Source organism: Vreelandella sp. EE27 (genome assembly GCF_968206495.1).
This window is the reverse complement of the sequence record NZ_OZ309109.1, coordinates 1,771,229-1,791,176: the sequence shown is the minus strand read 5'-3', so window position 1 is coordinate 1,791,176 and position 19,948 is coordinate 1,771,229. Positions and strand designations below refer to the sequence as shown.

The window sequence follows — 19,948 nt, the reverse complement described above, 5'->3', positions numbered from 1 at the left end:
GGTTCAGGAGAGTGACACCATGGCGGACAGAACGGGGCTGCAGTTTACCTTGACCCTGGCCGGGGCAAGCGATATAGCGGTTGTACGTTTTACCCACCGGGAAACGCTCTCCCAACCTTTCGAGCTGGCCGTTGAGTTCGCCAGCCGCGCTCATGATTTATCCCCTGCCGACTGCCTTGACCAAATCGCCACCTTGACGATTTGGCAGGATGGCGAACCACTGCGGCGCATTCACGGTATCGTCAGTGAATTTGGCCGGGGCGATAGCGGGCACCGCCGCACCTTTTACCATGTCGAGATTCGCCCGGCCCTATGGCGGCTATCGCTGCGCCAGAATTCCCGCATCTTCCAGCAGACCGACCCCCACAGCGCGATCAATACGCTTGCCGGTGAGCGCAGTATTACCGATATCGGCTTTGCTACGACGCGCACTCCACCGCCGCGAGAGTTTCTCGTTCAGTACCGTGAAACCGACCTGGACTTTGTCGAGCGCTTGGCCGCCGAAGAGGGCTGCTTCTATTTTCATGAATTCGAGAATACGGAGGGTGGCGCTCACCGGCTGGTATTCGCCGACGATACGACGACGCTGACCAGTATCGGTGAGCGCAGCTATCACGCGCGGGCAGGCGGCACTTCTCCCAAGCGACACCTACGCAAGCTTCGCCAAGTGAGCCGGGTACGCCCGGCCTCGGCGGCGCTCAAGGATTACAGCTTCAAGACCCCCGGCTACGCGCAGTTTCACGAGCAAACGGCGTCAGGCCTGGGCGGTCACGCTCAGCGGGGAGACTACGAGCACTTCGACTACCCCGGCCGCTACAAGCAAGATGCCTCGGGCAAGCCCTTCTCGCGTCATCGGCTGGACGCGCTTCGCGCCGATGCCACCACTGCCGAAGCCGAAAGCGATCTACCGGAACTCGCGCCAGGCGTTTGTTTTACCTTGACCGACCACGATGTCGCCAGTTTCAACGACGACTGGCAGGTCGTCTCTGCCGTACATCATGGTGAGCAGCCCCAGGCGCTCGAGGAAGATGGCATGGCGCGGGGCAGCGCCACCGCCGAGCAAACCAGCGAGCAGATGACGCGTTACCATAACAACGTGGTCATCATGCCTAGAACGCAGACCTGGCGGCCCACGCCCAACCCCAAACCGCGGGTGGATGGTCCCCAGGTCGCTTTCGTGGTGGGCCCGGAAGGCGAAGAGATTCACTGCGACGAACACGGCCGGGTCAAGGTGCAATTCCCCTGGGACCGCTACGCCGAACCTAACGAGACCGCCAGTTGCTGGGTGCGTGTCTCTCAGGGCTGGGCCGGTAGCGGCTACGGCACCATGGCGATCCCCCGCATCGGCCACGAAGTCATCGTCTCGTTTCTGGAAGGCGACCCGGACCAGCCGCTGGTGACCGGGCGCACCTACCACGCCGCGAATATTCCGCCCTACCCGCTGCCGGCCAACAAGACCCGTACCGTGCTGCGCACCCAGAGCCACAAGGCCGAGGGCTTCAACGAACTGCGCTTTGAAGACGAGGCCGACGAGGAGCAGATCTGGCTGCACGCCCAGAAGGATCTGGACCTGCTGACCCTCAACGACCGTAGCGAAGAGATCAAGCGCGACAACACCCTGCACGTCTTCCGCGACCGGACCACCGACATCGACCGCGACGAAACCCACCTTGTTCATCGCAACGAAGTGCATACCGTCGACGGTAACGAAACGCATACCGTTCACAAGAACCGCAAGAAAACCGTCGACGGCAACGAGACCGACCGCATCGGCAAGCACTGGTCGACCAAGGTGGGCAAGAACAAGACCGAGACCGTGGGCAAGGCCTACCTGCAAAACGTCGGCCTGGGGCGCATGGAGAACGTGGGCCTGGGCTACAGCCTGAACGTGGGCGCCCTGATGAACACCGTGGTCGGCCTTAGCCACACCACCCAGGTGGGCATGCACCACTCCCTGAACGTGGGGCGCAATATCACCCTGAAAGCGGGCAACCAGCTGACGCTTCAGGTGGGTAACAGCCGCCTGGTACTCACGGAGGAGTCGATCTACCTCGACGCGGGGGAGATTCACGTCAAGGCGGGCACCAGGGTACATGTCGACGGCCCCGACGACGTGCTGCTCAATACCGGCACCGCCCAGCCCGCCCCCGGCAGCAAGGAAGACGACGCCGAGAGCGACCCGATGGTCAAAGACGGCGATACAATGGGGTGGTGACATGGCCAATGTGACTAATTCGACGGCCTTCCCCCATGCGCTGTTTCGCAAGTTGGGGCCGGGGGATCTGGAGTATGAAGTGCTGGCCGTGCGGGGTACCTTCCGTTTTACTCGCGATCAACAGCCCCTGGCGCTGGCGGGAACTCAACACCCCATCCGCTGGCAGGAAACCTACGCAGGCGGCCCGGAAGGTAGCGAAAATCGCCTGATCCTCCATGACAGCGACGTGGTGGTGGGTAAACCCTCCACGGATATTCACGTCAGCGGTACGCTGCGCTCCCCCTCGGGTGCTCCCAGCCACGGCTGGCGGGTCGGCATGAAAGTCGGGGCGATCAGTCAGCTTCTGATGGCATATGGCCCGCGTAGCTTCGAGTGGCGGCTTCTGGGCGGCTGGCGGATCACCTCCGCCGAACCGGTGAATGAGGTACCGCTGGATTACCGCTACGCCTTTGGTGGCTACTACGAGGGGGCGGCAGCGCCTGAGACGTCCAACCAGGCTCCCTTCCCTCTTTATTATCCCGATAATCCTGTCGGGCGCGGCTGGCTTCCCTCCCGAGAAGACTATCGACGTCTGCCAAGGGAGGCGGCCCGTTCGCTTCGACAGGCACTGGAGGGCATGACCGAGCTGCCAGCGCCCCAACTGGAAGCGGCCGACTTCCCGATCCGCTCCCCGCTGGACCGACTCCCCCCGGCGGGTTGGGGCCCTATCGCGCGCTGGTGGCAGCCGCGGGTGGATTACCAGGGCACCCTGGATGATCAGTGGCTGGCCGAACGCTATCCCTATTGGCCCACGGATTTCAACTCGCGTTTTTACCAAAGCGCCCACCCCGACCTGATCACACCTGACTATCTGCAGGGAGATGAAGAGGTGCTGCTGACCAACTGCCTGCTCGGCAGCCAGTGGATGCCCACTGTTGGGAAAGGCGGCGGCTTCTACTGTCACCGGACCCGCCTTCCGGGATTGACCATCAAGGCCCTCGCCGAACAGCGCAGTGGCAAGCGAACCGTGACGGCGCTGGCCCTGGATACGGTTGGCATCGACCTGGATACGCGGGAGCTGACCCTGACATGGCGGGCGCTGTTCTCGCCGGAGGACCCCGTACGCCGCGTCCTGGTGGCGGCTTCCCCGATGCCCACTCGGAGGCGCGCATGAGCGACGATTTCATGGAACCGGAACGACTTGAAACCATGACCGTCGTGGCGAAACGATATCCGCCAGTTGACGAGGAAGACACGCCGCCGGCCCCCCCCCCGCCGCCTTCCACGACACCGCTGAGCGGTCAAACGCTACACGTCGGCCTGGGGAGCCATACGTATCTCGCCGCCTGCAGTGAGCCGGACTTTTGTCAGGTGGGCGACCGTGTAGTGGGTTTTGACTCCACGGCCACGCTGGGCAACCCGGTTCGCTACTCCCCCGACGTGGTGGCCGCGGGGAGCGAGCTCTACCGTGAGGGCGACCTGTTTCAGGGAGTCCAGGGCGATGCCGGGCAGCACGTGGTCTCCGGTACCTCGCTGGGCAGCGGCCACGTGCTGATCACCGGGGGGCAGTCGAACGTGAAGGCCAACGGCCTGCCCATTGCGCGCCACGGCAGTCCATGTCGGATCAACTGTGATGCGTCCGGCACCGGCGGCGCACGGGGCTACCTGGTGACCGCCGAGCAGAGGGTCGAAAGCCGGGCCGAAGCAGCAGGTGGCGGCCGCGGTGAGTATACGCCAGGCGAAGAAGGGGAACGTGTTGTACGCGATTGGTGGGAGGATGCCACGGCCGCTGGTCAAAACATGTGGGAGGCCCTTCCCTTCACCAGTGATGCAGCCACCACGACCGCCGCTCGCGAACAAATCGTACGAGGCGCCCAAACGGGCTACGAAGGACTCAGTACACTCTCGGGCCCCAATCTGTTCGAAGTGGCGGATGGCGTAGCGGGCTGGGCCACGGGTGACGAAGCGCGTACGGCGCGTTACAACGACGCTTGGCAAGAGACAGGTGAGGCATGGGATGGCGCCAAGGACACCCTGGTCAATGCCTGGCAGGAAGCCGAAGAGCGTAACGGCTTCTTTGGCGCGTTAGAAATGGCGACCGTTACGGTCGCACTCGAGCTATGGGGTACGAAAGGTGCCGGTGGGGCCAGGGCGGCGGGCGAGCTGGGCAGTGTGGCTCGGCGTACGCCAGAGACACCGCCGCGAACCCCCGATCAAGGTTTAAATGTAGAGCAACCCTCAACTAGAAGAAAAAGAGACGATGATTCAGAAAATTCCAATAATAGAACTACTGCTACAGATGTTCAGTTGGATTCTCAAGGTCGGTTTCGTGACAAGAATGGAATCTTGCGTACTAATGCTGGGCCGAATGCTCCAGAGTTCGCAAGATGGAAAGAAAACGGCGGCTCGGTTAAATATAATGAAGCCACTGACACGATAATTTATGGAAAGCCTGGAATGGAAACGTCAAGCATGGGTAACATTGATGTTGAAGTATCATACAAGCCAGGCCCACCGGATGGTCATCGATACCCGGACTTTTCTAATTACTCAAAAGAAAATGTAACTATACCAGAGATGAGAGGTCTGCCCGAATCGAAAATAAATCCACCAGAAGGAGGTGATTTTTCTAAAGCTTGGAATGAGGTCTCAAAGCAAAAAGGCGACAATTATGTTAACGAAACACATGGTATAAGTCGTCGTTCAAGAGGATCCAGAGAAGGACAGTGGCCAGATAAACCGTCAAGAGGTTACACTTGGCATCACCATGGCGATGAATCTACAATGCAACTTGTTGATAAAGATATACACGCAATTTTTACCCATAAAGGAGGTGCTTCGGCATCTCGCTAACAGGAGTTGATTATGCTAACTGAAATGAACGGCATGGGAAAAGAGCTAAGCCAGAAAGCTTTGGAAGAAGCTGAAAGTGAGCTTGGCTATGTTTTTTCTGAACCTTACAGAAAATTTCTTTTAAAATATAATGGAGGAGAACCTACAGAGAGTTGCATTGATTTTAATGGTGAGAAACTAAAGCTTCTAGGTGATATGGTTAACGTATTTTATGGTTTAGATGTGAAGCCATGTGATGACATTATTCATAAAATGAAATTAATTGGGTATCAGCTTCCAGAAGGGCTTATCTTTATCGCTGATACTTCTGGCGGAAATTATTTCTTGCTTTCATTAAGAGATGACTCTTATGGAGAGGTTTTTTATAAAGATCATGAGTTTGAAGACAGCTCTTCTTTTGATCCAAAAAACAAGATATTGCCTGAAAGCATTGTAAAAGTTTCCAATAATTTTGATGATTTTCTAGCTTGTCTTTATGACGGTGATGAATGATGGCAGTCTCAAGTTACTGAATGTAACTAATTAAGTGCAGCACCTAAGTCGAGGGTGTTCAAAACTCTTTGACAGCGTCAATTTCCAGCTTTGCGCGGGACGCATCCAGTGCTCAGAAGCCTTGAATATACCGACATAGGGCGGGCAGCGGCTACACAACCTTGGCCATTCCGCGCATCGGCCACGAGGTGATCGTCTCGTTTCTGGAAGGCGACCCGGACCAGCCGCTGGTCACCGGGCGCACCTACCACGCCTCGAACTTTCCGCCCTACCCGCTGCCGGCCAACAAGACCCGTACCGTGCTGCGCACCCAGAGCCACAAGGCCGACGGCTTCAACGAACTGCGCTTCGAGGACGAGGCCGACGAGGAGCAGATCTGGCTGCACGCCCAGAAGGATCTGGACCTGCTGACCCTTAACCACCGCACCGAAGAGATCAAGCGTGACAACACCCTGCAATGCAGCATGTTGATGAATCAGTACATGAAGCTTTACTCATAGAGGTAGTGCCTCGGCGTCTCGTTAATAGGAGTTTGAAATGCTAAGTTATATGACTGCCACAGGTAAGGGATTAGCTTCTGAAGATTTGGTCAAGGCTGAAAGTCAGCTAGGTTATATATTGCCCGAAGCGTATAAGAGCTTTTTGTTAAAATATAATGGAGGTGTTCCATTAGAAAGTTATATTGATTTTGAGGCTGAGAAGTTAAAGCTGCCAGGTGATGAAATCAAGAAGTTTTATGGGCTGAATGTAAAGCCTGCGAATGATATTCTTCATAAGATGAAAGAAATTGGTGATAACATACCAGCTGGTCTTATCTTTATTGCAAATACTCATGGTGGAAACTTTTTTCTACTATCTTTGCGGAATGACTCTTATGGAGAGGTTTTTTATAAAGAACATGAGTTTGAAGACAAAACTCCTTTTGATCCGAATAATAGTATATTACCCGAAAGCATCGTAAAGGTATCCAATGCCTTTAGTTATTTTTTAGATGCCTTGTATGAGGGTGATGAATGATCTTGACTCTTCGTCGTTTCATGTGGATTTAGCCTGAATGAACAGGCAGCCTATCGGGAGCGTTCAAAACTTGGTCTCAGCCAGCCTTATAGGGTGAGATGGTATTCCAAGCGCTTGGGAAGTGAATGGCCATCTGTGACAGCGTCAAGTTCCAGTTTTGCACGGGATGCGTCCAGCGCTCAGACGCTTTGAGTATACCGGCATAAAGGGGGTTGAGCAGGCTAGTTTTTGGAAGTTGACCGGATCAGCCGCTGGTGACCGGGCGCACCTACCACGCCGCGAATATTCCGCCCTACCCGCTGCCGGCCAACAAGACCCGTACCGTGCTGCGCACCCAGAGCCACAAGGCCGAGGGCTTCAACGAACTACGCTTCGAGGACGAGGCCGACGAGGAGCAGATCTGGCTGCACGCTCAGAAGGATCTGGACCTGCTGACCCTCAACGATCGTAGCGAAGAGATCAAGCGCGACAACACCCTGCACGTCTTCCGCGACCGCACCACCGACATCGACCGCGACGAAACCCACCTCGTTCATCGCAACGAAATACATACCGTCGACGGTAACGAAACCCATACCGTTCACAAGAACCGCAAAAAAACTGTCGACGGCAACGAGACCGACCGCATCGGCAAACACTGGTCGACCAAGGTGGGCAAGAACAAGACCGAAACCGTCGGCAAGGCCTACCTGCAAAACGTCGGGCTGGGGCGCATGGAGAACGTCGGCCTGGGCTACAGCCTGAACGTCGGCGCGTTGATGAACACCGTCGTCGGCGTCAATCAGAGCACCCAGGTCGGCTTCAACCACTCCGTGAACGCCGGGCGCAACGTGACCCTGAAAGCGGGCAACCAGCTGACGCTTCAGGTAGGTAACAGCCGCCTGGTACTCACGGAAGAGTCGATCTACCTCGACGCGGGGGAGATTCACGTCAAGGCGGGCACCAGGGTACATGTCGACGGCCCCGACGACGTGCTGCTCAATACCGGCACCGCCCAGCCCGCCCCCGGCAGCAAGGAAGACGAGGCCGAGAGCGACCCGATGAACGACCCCATGGTCAAAGACGGCAATACCCCGGGGTGGTGACATGGCCAATGTAACCAACCCCACGCCGTTTCCTCACGCGCTGTTTCGCAAGCTGGGGCCGGGGGATCGGGAGTATGACGTATTGACGGTGCGCGCTACTTACCGCTTCACCGGCGACGGCTGGCCGCTTTTTCAAACACCCCAGCAGCGCCCCATTCGCTGGCAAACCGAGCTGGCCGGTGACCCGACAAATCCCTTTACTCAGTGGATTACGGATGACCGTGATGTGCTGTTCGGCAAGCTGGGCACCGACGTGCACGTGCACGGGACCCTGCGTTCACCGACAAGTCAGCCGCGCACGGGCTGGAAGGTGGGTCTCAAAGTGGGCCCACTTTTAAAAGAACTGTTCGTTTATGGCCCACGCGATTTTCAATGGCGCCTGCTGGGTGGCTGGCACCTTACGGATCCGGGCCTCGTCAGCGAGCTGCCCCTGGACTACCGTTACGCCTTCGGCGGCCACTTTATTTCGCCGCTTGACGACGAAATGACCCACCCCGTCGACAAGACACTTTATCACCCCGAAAACCCAGTGGGCCGAGGCTGGCTGCCTTCGCGAAGCGATTACAAGCGCCTGCCAAGGGCGCTAGTGCGCCCGTTAAAAGAGCAACTCGATACCGTTACGCACCTACCAGCACCGCAGCTGGTGGCGCCCGGCTCGCTGATCACCTCCCCTTTCGACCGGCCCGCCCCCATGGGATATGGCCCTATCGCCCCCTGGTGGGCGCCCCGGGTTGGCTATCAGGGCACGCTGGACGAAGCGTGGCGAACGCAGCGCTACCCCTATTGGCCCGAGGACTTCGATTATCGGTTTCATCACAGTGCCCCCGAAGACCTCGTCACACAGGACTATCTGCGCGGTGACGAACCCGTCGTGCTGACCAACTGTTTACCGAACAGCACCGAGATTATCGAAAACGACCGATTTCGCTTTTTGCACCGCACACGCCTGCCGGGCATCGCCCTGCAGGCATTGACCGAGCACGCCAGCGGCGAGCGAGGGTTGACATCCCTGGAGCTGGATACGGTCAGTATCTATTTGGACGAGCAGGAACTGGCCCTTACCTGGCGGGTGCTCTTCCCGCTGGAGGATCCGCTCAGGAAGGTACGGATTAGGCGCATACCACTGGCAGTGACCTCATCCACTGGAGGGACACGTCATGTCAGATGAGAGCAACATGCCACCAGACGAACAGCAGCGGGCCCGCCATACCCAGGCTCGCCACGCTGGTAATGCGGAGGCCCGATGGATAGCGTTGACCAGCTTTCCTGATTTTTGTCAGGTGGGCGACAAAATCATTGGCTTCGACTCCTCGGCACCGCTTGGCAACCCGGTGAACTACTCCCCTAACGTGATCACCGCCGGGCAGCGTACTTACCGGGTTGGCGATCTGAGTCAGGGAACGCAAGGAAATGACGGTTCAGGGGTGGAGTCCGGCACTTCCCAGGGCAGAGGCCATGTACTGTTCCTAACCGGGCAGGATAACGTGCGCGCCAATGGCCAGCCGGTAGTGATCGATGGCAGCGAGGCCATGATCAACTGTAATGCCGCAGGCATCGGCGGGGCCAAGGGCTATGTCCATACGAACACGCAAGTAGTCAATAGCCAGCCCGAAGCAACTAGCGAGCCACTCAGCGTTGCCGAGCAATTACAGCAACAGGCCCAAGCCAACTTGGAGCATGCAGACGAACTACGTGACGCCTTGAATGAAAACCCCACTGGTAAAACCGCTGCTGAAGCGCAGATATTGCAAACACAAGTAGAAGCGCTTGACCAAAGCGTGCAACGTCAGATGGAGGCGGCAAGAGAGGCTTATCACAACGGCAGCCTTACCGGGGATGAACTACATGATTTGATGGAAGACACTAATGAAGCTGCCATCAATGTTCTAGATTTGCAAGAAAACGCTGTACGGCAAGTTGGGCGTGCTAATACTAAAGGCACAGCAATTGACTTTATCATTGGTTTTAACCCTATTATAGGGGCGGCACAGCTGCTTGAGGAAGTGGGAGACGGTGTCAGATCAGGCCAATATGGGCAAGCTGCTGTGCCTGTGTTACTGGAGGCTTCGCCTATTGGGCGTGCTCTTGGCTCTGCTGCTAACAAAGTGCTTGGCAGATTCAAGAAATCAGAGGGGATTGAACGAGGCACGGCTAATCAAGCTAGTAATACTCCAAACAACCAGCAAAACCCTATTCAGGATAATAATGGGCTGCGGGTGGAGCAAAATTCGACTAACATGGGAGGTAGTAGTTCGGGAGAACTGAATACCAAGGAAACACGCACCAACTTTAATAACTATGAAGTTTTATCAGAGATGCCGATCAGTGGTACTAGTCGTCCCGCTCACCGAAGTTCGGCCAATAGTCGTTACGCCGATCTGCTAACAGATAGTCAATTTCGTCAAATGACAGATGATATTCTTGGTACAGATGTTCTTCGCCATATGCAGTCTGGATCGGGGGCGGCTCTGCGTAATCCACCTGGAACTGAATGGCATCATCCGTTCGAAAACCCAAGAGTAATGCAACTTCTTCGACGAACTGAACACAGAAACCCTTTGCTTCAAGATGTGCTACATCCGGGGCCAAATCGACAAGGCGGCTTTGGTCGTCACTTTGGAGGAAGTAAATGAATTTAAGAGAGATACGGCAATCTAGTGAAAAAGCTGCTGAAAATTTGGGTTATCCGATTAACTCCAATTTACCGCTATTGGATCCAATAGCGAATTTACGATCCAAGAATGAAATAGTTAAGCGAACACTTTGTTTATATGCTTGCGTAGCTTGTTCTTATGGTTTCTCAAGGGAAAAAGCAAAAAAATGGTTAAAAAAAGAAGGACTTTATGATGGTCTTTCACATTCTGAGTTTCGATACTTAGATGATCCATTCGATCAAAGAGCATCCTTTTTTCAGTGGCAGGTAGAAGCTCTATGGGCAACAACATGGGTGACTAACCATCATAATAAACTAGACTTTTCTGACTCATGCTCAGATGACTTTATTGCTCTTTTTCCTGATTTGAATACGGGAACCCCGTCGACCTATTTTAAGGATCTTGCAAGAGTAAGGGGTGCCGAGGAGATTGTTGCAGCTTTAGATCTTGTATACTGCTTACATTGGGCAATTAGGGACGCAGAGTTGAGAGGTATACCTGCTCCTGGAAAAGTTCCACCATTAGTCGTTCGGGAGCGTCGTCGAGCGTTAGAATGGATTATTTCTAATGAAGGCTGGGATGACATAGCCCTTGATACATAACTACTTCCCGCCCGAACCTATGTAATAAGCCCGCTTCATTTATCAAAGTGCTGAATGGGGGGGGTGAGCCAAAGGATTGTCGGCATCGACCCACTTGAGGGTGTTCAAAACTCTGTGTCAGCTTGGCCACTACAAATTGATGTTATCCTTCAGGCGGTTGAGAACATGAATCGCCACTTGAGACAGCGTCGGGTTTCAATTCTAGACAGGATGCGTCCAACGCTCTTGGGCCTTGAGTATACCGGCATCAAGGAGCTTGAGCAGGCTAGTTTCTGGAAATTGACCCGGACCAGCCGCTGGTCACCGGGCGCACCTACCACGCCTCGAACATTCCGCCCTACCCGCTGCCGGCCAACAAGACCCGTACCGTGCTGCGCACCCAGAGCCACGAGGCCGAGGGCTTCAAAGAACTGCGCTTTGAAGACGAGGCCGACGAGGAGCAGATCTGGCTGCACACCCCCGGCAGCGAGGAAGACGCCGCCGAGAGCGACCCGATGAACGACCCCATGGTCAAAGACGGCAATACCCCGGGGTGGTGATATGGCCAATGTAACCAACCCCACGCCGTTTCCCCATGCGCTGTTTCGTAAACTGGGGCCGGGTGATCAAGAATATGACGTGCTGACGGTGCGCGCTACTTACCGCTTCACCGGCGACGGCTGGCCGCTGCAAATGGCGTCGCAACAGCGCCCCATTCGCTTTCAGACCGAACTGGCAGGCGATAGCGCCAACCCGTTTGCGCAGTGGATTCGCGATGACCGCGACGTCCTGTTTGGCAAGCTGGGCACCGAGGTGTAAATGCATGTACAGATCGCGCAGGAGAAGTCGTGCCGTATGGTGGTCAAGCAAAAAACGAAGCACGCTTCGTCCAAAGACAAAGTGAGCATGCAAGAGCAAATCCTGATGCGGATTTTGAGTTCGAAGTTATCGGACGAGCTGAGCCTGGCGTCGAACGGGATGTTTTAGAACATAATTTTATTCAAGAGCTAACTGGTGGAGTTGCGGCTCGAAAATCTCCACTTGTCTCTAATTTAAAGGATCCCGTTGGAGCTGCGCGTAGAGCAGAACTCGGGCTGCCAGAACCTAGGTCGAGGCCTTAAATATATGAATATTGTGGCAAACAAAGGCGATTTATTTTCTATTTATCTAGATAAAGACTTTTTTTGTCTAGGAGTTGTCGCGGAAAAATGGAAAAGCGAATTTTATATTTTAATTTTTAAAGAAAAATTCGACAGCACGACCGATGTAATTGAAATTGAACTGGATCAACTGACACCAGTTATCGCCTCATCATCACTGGATGCGAAGATATGGCATGGACATTGGCCGATTATCAGGCGCGACTGTGATACATCCAAAATTCTTCAGCCGATCTATAAAGTGGAAGAGCCCGGAGGAGCAGTTGCAGAATCATTCGATAGAAAGAGTCGAAAACAAGTGACGAGAGATGTTCTTGATAAACTACGCTATCGGAAAGGGGTAGCGCCTGTTCGGTTAGAAAAAGCTATCAAAGCTTATCATGGGGTTGGTGAGTGGGATGCTACGTTTGAAGAGCTTCGATTCTCATATGTAGAAGAATCAAATCTTTTAGTAAAGTCTGGTCGGTTTCAATGAGCAGGTGTAACACCTAACCTATCAGGTGGGATAATGAGTATTGACATACAAATAAATGCCGTTCAAGAGGCCGCGCTCTTTGTGCCTAATAAGTGGAATAAGATTCAAGTTAACGTTGAAATTGATGATGTTGAAGGTGAGTTTTTTTATCAGCCCAAAAGGAAATCTCTTTATTGATAATAACTTTTATCCAGCAGGTTGTGCCGCGTATGAGATCGGTCCTGGACATCCTCCCGGCACCGCCAGCGCCGAATGGTCGCGGTGGCGACGCTGTACTGGCGAGCCAGCTCGCCGTTGCTGATGCTGGAAGGCGCTGACTGGATTTCAGCACGAACCTTTGGGGTGGTCGTGGCTTGTTTATGAAGCTTGATGTCCATGAACCTGCCCCGGATGAATCGTTGCAGAAGCTCCCTGGCGGCTAACAGAGGATAACTTCTATAGGCGATTTGATCATCGGGAACCCTACAGAAGCTTTGTGAAGCGGTCGAAAATGTATGCAATGGTTACGGCACTGATTACTCAATAACTTTTGCATAGCCACTTAGTACTCTCGTCTTGCATAAATAAAGCCATCCAATATATCCAAATCCGCTAATTTATTTTCTGAAAATAAAATTTCTTTTTCAATTTTTATAATTTGTTCATTTGATGAGGTGTGAGCCAATATATTTGTTATAACATTCTCTACAGATTCTATATCATACTCTTTCTGCTCTCTTTCCAAATAGTATCGTATGAGTAAATTTTTATCGGCATCGAAGCGCAAAGCGATCGCTCTAATTTCTGGATATATTTCTCCAATCAGAGACTGCCAAGTCCATAAGACTAACCATTCTGGTAGCTTCATAAAAACCTCAAAATTGCACTGGGTTTGCAGGCACGATATGCGCACCATGCTTTCCGTGGTGAATTATTCCAAACTGGGTGTTGCTATTTTCAAATTGACCGATGGTTCTACCAAAGTCAACCACAGGCTGGTCTCTAGGAGTCATTCTAATGATGGGATGTGTTCCATCATGTACATTATCAAGGAGTTGTTGAGGATTTATATCCTCAGATAACGGCGAACGTCCAGGAGTAAAATTATTGTGTTCTGGTATATGCTTACCCTGTTGGCCAAGATGAATGTTTTTTGGTAAGTTGCTTGGGACTGGCAGCCTATTACTTGTAATATTATTCGGCTTTTGCTCCACCCGCATCCCATCGTTGTCCGAACCAGGCTCCCGTGAGTTGGAGGGTGTTTCCGAACTGGTACCATCGTTTTTCTTGGGAAGATCGTCAACTTTTTTTCTTTTCCGAAACCACCTTACCCCAGGAATGACTGATAAGAGCCCTGCCGCCGCCACCCCTGCAGCCGCCGCGTAGTGCCCATTAAAAACCTGCCGACTGAACTCCCAGGCATCTTTCGCCATCCCGTATGGCGTCAAAAGCACCTCTGCTGCGAAATCACCTATCTGCCTTGTATTGCGCCCAACATCCGAGGTGAATTGTGCTTGCCGCTTGGCTTCTCCATTTTCCATGTCGAACGCACGATTGGCGGCTTCATCAACCAAAGTAAGGCTTTGCACCAACTCGATGTCGTTGAGATGACCCGCTTGATAGGCCTCCATGGCGGCTTCTTGTTGAGCCCGGGTCTCGCTGCCTAGTTGCTGTACCTCCGCGTAGAGCGCTTCGGCCTGGGCGGCGGTCTTGCCGTTTGGGTTTTCATTCAGCGCCTCGCTGAGTTCATCCAGACGGTGCAGGTGAGCCTCGGCCTGTTGCTGTAATTCTTCGGCCTCGCTCAGCGGTTCATCGGTTGCGTCGGGCTGGCTATTGACTACTTGCGTGTTCGTATGGACATAGCCCTTGGCCCCGCCGATGCCTGCGGCATTACAGTTGATCATGGCCTCGCTGCCATCGATCACTACCGGCTGGCCATTGGCGCGCACGTTATTTTGCCCGGTCAGGAACAGTACATGGCCGCTGCCCTGGGAAGTGCCGGACTCCACCCCTGAACCGTCATTTCCTTGCGTTCCCTGACTCAGATCGCCAACCCGGTAAGTACGCTGCCCGGCGGTGATCACGTTAGGGGAGTAGTTCACCGGGTTGCCAAGCGGTGCCGAGGAGTCGAAGCCAATGATTTTGTCGCCCACCCGACAAAAATCAGGAAAGCTGGTCAACGCTATCCATCGGGCCTCCGCATTACCAGCGTGGCGAGCCTGGGCATTGGGGGCCCGCTGCTGCTCGTCTGGTGGCATGTTGCTCTCATCTGACATGACGTGCCCCTCCAGTGGATGAGGTCACTGCCAGTGGTATGCGCCTGATCCGTACCTTCCTGAGCGGATCCTCCAGCGGGAAGAGCACCCGCCAGGTAAGGGCCAGTTTCTGCTCGTCCAAATAGATACTGACCGTATCCAGCTCCAGGGGTGTCAACCCTCGCTCGCCGCTGGCGTGCTCGGTCAATGCCTGCAGGGCGATGCCCGGCAGGCGTGTGCGGTGCAAAAAGCGAAATCGGTCGTTTTCGATAATCTCGGTGCTGTTCGGTAAACAGTTGGTCAGCACGACGGGTTCGTCACGGCGCAGATAGCCCTGCGTGACCAGGTCGGCCGGGGCGCTGTGATGGAACCGATAATCGAAAACCGCTGGCCAGTAGGGGGACGCTCGGTTTTCCACGTTTCATCAAACGTGCCCTAGTTGCTCACTCGCGGCTCTCACCAAGGAACAATCGGTCCAATACCTTGGCTAAGCACTTGTATTCACTGCGGCAAGAAAGCCACTTGGCCTTGCCGGCTGAGAGTGTGCAGGATGGCGCGAAACAGGAGTAACACGCCCGCGTTAGGCAGGTCGACCATGTGTACGTGACTGCTGGAACAAGTCGCAGTGCGTCATCATGACTGATCCCGGCGGCGGACCAGCAGGCCGCCGGCTGAATGCGTTCTACTTAATGTGAAGCGACGAAGAGCCTGTACACCAGATAGCAACATTAAACATTCTTCCGCGATGCACGATAATGGCGTGCCAAGTCAGCCGGATAATACGGGTGATTACGAAAACTTGTGTCGTCGATTTCGTAGAGCGCCACCATCAGAGCGGCTTCGAAGCACCAATAGCCGACATAAAAGTCGGCCAGTTCCTCGCACTCATCCTCCTCCATGAGATGGTTGTCGTACCACGCGGCTGGCTCGCAGTGTGCATACCAGTTATTCAGAAAGGACTGGAGATAAGAAGGACGATGCGTCTGCGACAGCCCGGTAATCTTGAGTAACGGCGCGTGAAGTTCCGGGTAGCAGAGCGAATCGGCCATGGGCCGGTCGGTGGCGCCAAGTGTTACCGCCAACTGGTCGAAAAGAGCATCCTGACCTGTATTACCAGTCACGGCCAGCATGCGCTGTCGATACATATCGCTGACACCAATGCAAACGGCCAGCGACCACCACCAGAGGTGGTAAAGATACGTATCGAAGGTCATGAAGCGTGGATCGAAATGTTCCAGCGAACGACGCATGACCTGCTGGCGTTCCGGCAGCTTGTCGCCATACTCGGCCAGTTGTTCGCGTCGGCGTAGTACCTCGTCCAGGTCCCACTTGAGGCTACCCACCGCAGCCCCTTGGGAGTAGCGTGCGATCAGGCGGTAAAGCGACCCTTCGAACAGTTGCCAAGCACTGCGGACACGGTCGTCCGGCAGACGGTTGACGGGATCGGTCGGCTCGCCCTGCAGGCCCAGTGCCAGTTCGCTGAGCAGTGACGTAAAGTAGATCGGTGACCGGCGAGTATCGCGTATCAGGGTTTCAGGGGTCATGCCGGGTCTCCATGAATCAGGGCGGCCGGGTAGAGCGGATGATCGCGAAAGGCAGTGTCGTCGATGTTGAAGAGTTTCACTACCAAAGCGGCTTCGAAGCACCAATCGCCGGGATGGTTTTTCCATCCTTTCTCACGGATGATAGAGATTCCCCACTTTCTGACGGTATTGGCATAGCCATCGAGAAATTTTTGGATCAATTTGCCCTGTTGGTCAGTGGGCGCATCCAGTGCCTCATAGAGAGGGCCATAGGGTTTGGGGTAGAGCAGCTCTGTAGCTACCGAACGTTCACTATCTCCCAAGGCGATGGCAATTCGGTCAAGAAGTGCATCAACCCCAACGTTATCGATCAGTTCTAGGGCGCGTCTAATATGCGCTTCTTGGACTTCCAAACAGACAGCCATGGTTAACCATCGGATGTACTCAATATAAGCCCCATCGCTCAAACGCTCGTACATCAACCTGTTCTCTTGCTGTTCTTCAGATAATGCATCGCTATAGTAAAGCAGATTTTCGCGCTGTTCGAGTAACTCCGGTAGGCTATCTCGAATAACGGTCAAATCATCCCCCCGCGAATAACGGGCGATGAGGTATTCCATAATACTCGAAAAAAGCATGGACGCTCCCATTACCTTTCCGGTCGCTGGTAACTCGTCCGGGGCAATAAGTTCGCGCTTATCTCGTGCGATAGTGGTATCCCTATGGGCAATATAATTATTGAGACTGTCTATATTCAGGCTCTTCTCACGTAGCATGCGTATATCTCCCTAATACTTTAAAAGCCTTGGGCGTCACCTATCATCCTGGTATTCTCATCTAACAATCTAACAATCTAACAATCTAACAATCTAACAATTGTAGTGGTCCAATAAAACCGGACACCAACGTAGGTGGTAATATTGCCACCATAAGCGAGGTGTCTAATGGCCAGGAAACGACGTACTTTTTCGCCTGAATTTAAACAAGACGCTGCCAGCCTGGTACTGGATCAAGGGTATAGCTATCCCCAGGCTTGTACCTCGTTGGGTGTCGGAGAAAGCGCCCTCCGACGTTGGGTTCACCAGCCAACAGGCCTGATTTTCCAAGTCTGGATGCTCGGTTATCGGGGAGAGGGTCACCTGCGCCTGTCCATGACCTACGACCAGGGCCGGGAAATGGTGAAGCACGCCGAGATCACCCAGAAGACGGGGACAGCGATCTACTTTGCTGACCCGCATAGCCCATGGCAGCGGGGCTCCAATGAGAACACCAATAGACTGTTGAGGCAGTACCTGCCGAAGGGCACGGACCTGTCGGTCTACAGCCAGGAAGAGCTCGACGCGATCGCCGACTCACTGAATACACGGCCACGCAAGACACTGGACTGGCGCACGCCGCTGGAAGTCTACGCCGAGGCGCTCAAGAAATCGGTCGCCGATCCGAGCACTATTCAATAGTGTTGCACTTGGAACTTGAGACCGCCGACCTATAGGATAGTTATGAGCAAATACTACGAATGGGAAGAGTTTAAATATATCTACTTGGAAGATAGCTTTGTATTGAGAATTGAAGAGGCCAAGAACGAAATTTCATTCACAATTGATGTTGTACTAACATCAGAGCACCCAATGTATACTTCTCCCAAAAAAAATGAACAATATTCTTACAAGAATGGAAAATTAGTGTTCCAAGGACTGAAAAGTATCAAGTGGTTAGACAGAAGTAGGCAATCGTTTACTGATGCAGATGGAATTGAAGATTATGGAAATATCGACTCATTTGAATTGTCATCCGAAGGCTGTTACCACCTAAAGGGAGATTGGGGCGAAGTAGTAATTGATTCAAATTTTCCTAAATTACATCTAGGGAACCTGGATGCATAAGTGACTGCGTATAAATCGTCGTATATGAATAAAAAGTACATCACGTCTCAACGACATATATTGGTGCTAATATTGACATGGTTCACAAAGTCGATTCAGCCACTTGGTGGAATGATACTGGGCGTCCTTTTGAACCTAAATCTCCAGAGGAGTGTCAATTTATGCTCAATACTGATAATTATGAATTGCAGTTGAGGTCAATTAACCTCTCAGATGATGCATGACTGGGTTAAAAGCACCAACCGCCTATTACACCTGACTTTTCGATATTAAAGAGGTGAATCTTGATGCAGTCGAACTTAGAACTGGATGCACAACTACACCAGGCTATCAATGCTTGGTGCGCTCTTGGTGATCAGCTTGTTTCAACTCAACGTTATGAAGAAGCCATTGCTGAGTATAATAAGGCGTGGTCTTTAATTCCCGAACCTAAAAATGATTGGGAGGCTACTACATGGGTACTCGCAGCAATTGCAGATTCTTGCTTTTTAGCAGGTTATAATACCTCTGCACGTGAGGCATTAGAGTATGCAATGACGTGCCCTAGGGCAATTGGCAATCCCTTCTTGCACCTTAGATATGGTCAAGTACTTTACGAGTTAAATATAAAGGAAAAAGCTAGTGATGAGCTTATCCGTGCATATATGGGGGGCGGGGAAGAAATATTTTCTCTTGAAGATGAAAAGTACTTTTTATTTCTGAAGACTGTGGCGAAAATTTGATTTCTGAATTCAAGTAATAAGTATAGCGGGCGGTCTCAAGTTCCAAATGCAACGCTATTGAAGGGCCCCGGGGCCCCGATCCGAATGGTTTGCCGTGGTCGGCTCTTGGCGACATTTGGATGGGGCTTAGGCCGGAGCAGCGGTGTTCCATCCTGGATCATCGAATGACCAACCGAGCCCATGACTCGGAAGTCCGTAGGCACGCTCCAGAAACGGCTCTGGATAGGCTGGGCAAACCGCGCTCGGCCTCTGCTGCATAAGCGCATACCATTCGCTCAGGCGACCAAGCCTGGCGGGGAGTGCAACGCCATAGCCGTCCGCTGCGAACTGGACTGTCGTCATCGCTATGCAGTCTGTGATGCTGATATCCGCCCCAGTGAGGAAGGGCCCTCCGGACTCATCGAGGACAAGGTCGAGGCGTTCCAACTCCTTCAAATAGGCCTTTGCAGCATAACGCGCCGCAGTGGCGTGCTGGTCTTCACTCCCGGTGAATACTGGACTGCCTTTGTGGGCCCAGATGCCAACTGCAGTGCAGCCTCCGGCAATGTCCGTGGCTTCCCGTGTCCGCGCACGCGCGAGCGCCGTCTGGCCGATCAGATTGGGCTCTGGATACTGCTCTTCGAGGTATTCAAGGATCGCGATCGAGGTCCGGATTTTGTGGCCATCCTGCGTTTCCAGAACGGGGACGGTTCTGAAGAAGCTGATCGAGCTCAGCTGCGAAGCGGTTTCAGGGGCCATCGCATCAAGAGCAACGCGCTCGATATCTGTAATGCCCTTCTCCGCCAGGTAGATGCCGATGCGGCGCGGATAAAGTGCCCAGTCTAGTTCGTAAAGTTTCATGAACTATTCTTCCCAGTTAAACATTGCCCGCTGTAGCTCAATGCTCGGGCCAAACAAGCGAACGATGAAGCTGGATGCCGGCCCATGACCCATCCGCTACGGCAAGCGACACAGAGTGCGGGACACGGGCAACATCACCGCAAGCGAAGGCGCCAGGAATGGTCGTCTCCTTCGCGTCATTGGTTTGTATCTGTCGTCCCAGTGGCGTTTCTATCAAGGTAGTGCTTCTTGTATC

At 53.7% G+C, this 19,948-nt stretch carries 19 protein-coding genes and 8 pseudogenes; 18 read left to right on the top strand and 9 right to left on the bottom strand.

The features are described 5' to 3' along the window. Nucleotides 1–19: 19 nt before the first annotated feature. The 6 genes and pseudogenes from tssI (at nucleotide 20) to ACWHVV_RS08625 (ending at nucleotide 6,556) form a co-directional block, all read left to right on the top strand. Complete coding sequence (gene tssI, locus ACWHVV_RS08650; protein WP_447928964.1) at nucleotides 20–2,215, top strand: type VI secretion system tip protein TssI/VgrG; 2,196 nt, start codon at nucleotides 20–22, stop codon at nucleotides 2,213–2,215. Nucleotide 2,216: 1 nt separating this feature from the next. Further along, nucleotides 2,217–3,368, top strand: coding sequence for a DUF2169 family type VI secretion system accessory protein (locus tag ACWHVV_RS08645; protein WP_447928963.1), 1,152 nt, complete (start codon nucleotides 2,217–2,219; stop codon nucleotides 3,366–3,368). Continuing rightward, a complete protein-coding gene (locus ACWHVV_RS08640; protein ID WP_447928962.1) occupies nucleotides 3,365–5,047 on the top strand; it encodes an HNH endonuclease in 1,683 nt (560 codons plus the stop codon). Before ACWHVV_RS08645 ends, ACWHVV_RS08640 begins: the two co-directional genes overlap by 4 nt. 12 nt (nucleotides 5,048–5,059) lie before the next feature. Next, entirely contained in the window at nucleotides 5,060–5,539 is a 480-nt protein-coding gene (locus ACWHVV_RS08635) for an SMI1/KNR4 family protein (protein WP_447895917.1), read from the top strand. A gap of 140 nt (nucleotides 5,540–5,679) precedes the next feature. Beyond that, nucleotides 5,680–5,994: pseudogene (locus ACWHVV_RS08630) on the top strand (bacteriophage T4 gp5 trimerisation domain-containing protein); the annotation flags it as partial. An 82-nt stretch (nucleotides 5,995–6,076) separates the two neighbouring features. Continuing rightward, a complete protein-coding gene (locus tag ACWHVV_RS08625) occupies nucleotides 6,077–6,556 on the top strand; it encodes an SMI1/KNR4 family protein (protein ID WP_447928961.1) in 480 nt (159 codons plus the stop codon). Between the two features lie 86 nt (nucleotides 6,557–6,642). Here the strand turns inward: ACWHVV_RS08625 and ACWHVV_RS08620 are convergent. Then, nucleotides 6,643–6,785: pseudogene (locus tag ACWHVV_RS08620) on the bottom strand (IS256 family transposase); the annotation flags it as partial. A gap of 10 nt (nucleotides 6,786–6,795) precedes the next feature. Here ACWHVV_RS08620 and ACWHVV_RS08615 point away from each other — a divergent pair. The 4 genes and pseudogenes from ACWHVV_RS08615 to ACWHVV_RS08600 form a co-directional block, all read left to right on the top strand. Next, nucleotides 6,796–7,641: pseudogene (locus ACWHVV_RS08615) on the top strand (bacteriophage T4 gp5 trimerisation domain-containing protein); the annotation flags it as partial. Between the two features lies 1 nt (nucleotide 7,642). Beyond that, complete coding sequence (locus ACWHVV_RS08610; RefSeq protein ID WP_447928960.1) at nucleotides 7,643–8,809, top strand: DUF2169 family type VI secretion system accessory protein; 1,167 nt, start codon at nucleotides 7,643–7,645, stop codon at nucleotides 8,807–8,809. Next, nucleotides 8,799–10,274: a hypothetical protein gene (locus ACWHVV_RS08605; RefSeq protein ID WP_447928959.1), complete on the top strand. Its 1,476-nt coding sequence runs from the start codon at nucleotides 8,799–8,801 to the stop codon at nucleotides 10,272–10,274. Before ACWHVV_RS08610 ends, ACWHVV_RS08605 begins: the two co-directional genes overlap by 11 nt. Next, on the top strand, nucleotides 10,271–10,897 hold the full coding sequence (locus tag ACWHVV_RS08600) for a DUF4272 domain-containing protein (protein ID WP_447928958.1): 627 nt from the start codon (nucleotides 10,271–10,273) through the stop codon (nucleotides 10,895–10,897). The genes ACWHVV_RS08605 and ACWHVV_RS08600 overlap by 4 nt, the downstream gene beginning before the upstream one ends. Before the next feature lie 129 nt (nucleotides 10,898–11,026). On the opposite strand, the pseudogene ACWHVV_RS08595 reads toward ACWHVV_RS08600, so the two are convergent. Beyond that, nucleotides 11,027–11,170 (bottom strand): annotated as a pseudogene (locus ACWHVV_RS08595) (IS256 family transposase); the annotation flags it as partial. Here ACWHVV_RS08595 and ACWHVV_RS08590 point away from each other — a divergent pair. The 4 genes and pseudogenes from ACWHVV_RS08590 to ACWHVV_RS08575 form a co-directional block, all read left to right on the top strand. Beyond that, a pseudogene (locus tag ACWHVV_RS08590) lies at nucleotides 11,167–11,388 on the top strand (type VI secretion system tip protein VgrG); the annotation flags it as partial. The pseudogenes ACWHVV_RS08595 and ACWHVV_RS08590 sit on opposite strands and share 4 nt — an antisense overlap. 49 nt (nucleotides 11,389–11,437) lie before the next feature. After that, nucleotides 11,438–11,695: a hypothetical protein gene (locus tag ACWHVV_RS08585; RefSeq protein WP_447928957.1), complete on the top strand. Its 258-nt coding sequence runs from the start codon at nucleotides 11,438–11,440 to the stop codon at nucleotides 11,693–11,695. Between the two features lie 306 nt (nucleotides 11,696–12,001). Further along, the gene (locus ACWHVV_RS08580) at nucleotides 12,002–12,511 is read left to right on the top strand and encodes a hypothetical protein (RefSeq protein WP_447928956.1); all 510 of its coding nucleotides are present in this window, start codon (nucleotides 12,002–12,004) and stop codon (nucleotides 12,509–12,511) included. Nucleotides 12,512–12,544: 33 nt separating this feature from the next. After that, a complete protein-coding gene (locus tag ACWHVV_RS08575; RefSeq protein WP_447928955.1) occupies nucleotides 12,545–12,688 on the top strand; it encodes a hypothetical protein in 144 nt (47 codons plus the stop codon). A gap of 14 nt (nucleotides 12,689–12,702) precedes the next feature. Here the strand turns inward: ACWHVV_RS08575 and ACWHVV_RS08570 are convergent. The 6 genes and pseudogenes from ACWHVV_RS08570 to ACWHVV_RS08545 all read right to left on the bottom strand — a co-directional run. Further along, nucleotides 12,703–12,888 (bottom strand): annotated as a pseudogene (locus tag ACWHVV_RS08570) (IS481 family transposase); the annotation flags it as partial. Between the two features lie 164 nt (nucleotides 12,889–13,052). Then, a complete protein-coding gene (locus ACWHVV_RS08565) occupies nucleotides 13,053–13,358 on the bottom strand; it encodes a hypothetical protein (protein WP_447928954.1) in 306 nt (101 codons plus the stop codon). A 7-nt stretch (nucleotides 13,359–13,365) separates the two neighbouring features. Further along, nucleotides 13,366–14,766 (bottom strand): polymorphic toxin type 50 domain-containing protein, encoded by a 1,401-nt coding sequence (locus ACWHVV_RS08560; RefSeq protein ID WP_447928953.1) that lies wholly within the window; start codon nucleotides 14,764–14,766, stop codon nucleotides 13,366–13,368. Continuing rightward, nucleotides 14,756–15,163, bottom strand: coding sequence for a DUF2169 domain-containing protein (locus ACWHVV_RS08555; protein ID WP_447928952.1), 408 nt, complete (start codon nucleotides 15,161–15,163; stop codon nucleotides 14,756–14,758). Before ACWHVV_RS08555 ends, ACWHVV_RS08560 begins: the two co-directional genes overlap by 11 nt. 310 nt (nucleotides 15,164–15,473) lie before the next feature. Beyond that, nucleotides 15,474–16,289 (bottom strand): PoNe immunity protein domain-containing protein, encoded by an 816-nt coding sequence (locus ACWHVV_RS08550; RefSeq protein WP_447928951.1) that lies wholly within the window; start codon nucleotides 16,287–16,289, stop codon nucleotides 15,474–15,476. Continuing rightward, nucleotides 16,286–17,044: a PoNe immunity protein domain-containing protein gene (locus ACWHVV_RS08545; RefSeq protein WP_447928950.1), complete on the bottom strand. Its 759-nt coding sequence runs from the start codon at nucleotides 17,042–17,044 to the stop codon at nucleotides 16,286–16,288. The genes ACWHVV_RS08550 and ACWHVV_RS08545 overlap by 4 nt, the downstream gene beginning before the upstream one ends. Before the next feature lie 168 nt (nucleotides 17,045–17,212). On the opposite strand from ACWHVV_RS08545, the pseudogene ACWHVV_RS08540 reads away from it, so the two are divergent. The 4 genes and pseudogenes from ACWHVV_RS08540 to ACWHVV_RS08525 all read left to right on the top strand — a co-directional run. Beyond that, nucleotides 17,213–17,341, top strand: a pseudogene (locus tag ACWHVV_RS08540) (transposase); the annotation flags it as partial. Between the two features lie 66 nt (nucleotides 17,342–17,407). Further along, nucleotides 17,408–17,725, top strand: a pseudogene (locus tag ACWHVV_RS08535) (IS30 family transposase); the annotation flags it as partial. Between the two features lie 42 nt (nucleotides 17,726–17,767). Further along, nucleotides 17,768–18,151 (top strand): hypothetical protein, encoded by a 384-nt coding sequence (locus ACWHVV_RS08530; protein ID WP_447928949.1) that lies wholly within the window; start codon nucleotides 17,768–17,770, stop codon nucleotides 18,149–18,151. Nucleotides 18,152–18,438: 287 nt separating this feature from the next. Next, entirely contained in the window at nucleotides 18,439–18,873 is a 435-nt protein-coding gene (locus ACWHVV_RS08525; protein ID WP_447928948.1) for a tetratricopeptide repeat protein, read from the top strand. A 126-nt stretch (nucleotides 18,874–18,999) separates the two neighbouring features. On the opposite strand, the gene ACWHVV_RS08520 is transcribed toward ACWHVV_RS08525, so the two are convergent. Beyond that, nucleotides 19,000–19,713 (bottom strand): glutathione S-transferase family protein, encoded by a 714-nt coding sequence (locus tag ACWHVV_RS08520; RefSeq protein WP_447928947.1) that lies wholly within the window; start codon nucleotides 19,711–19,713, stop codon nucleotides 19,000–19,002. Nucleotides 19,714–19,948 lie beyond the last annotated feature (235 nt).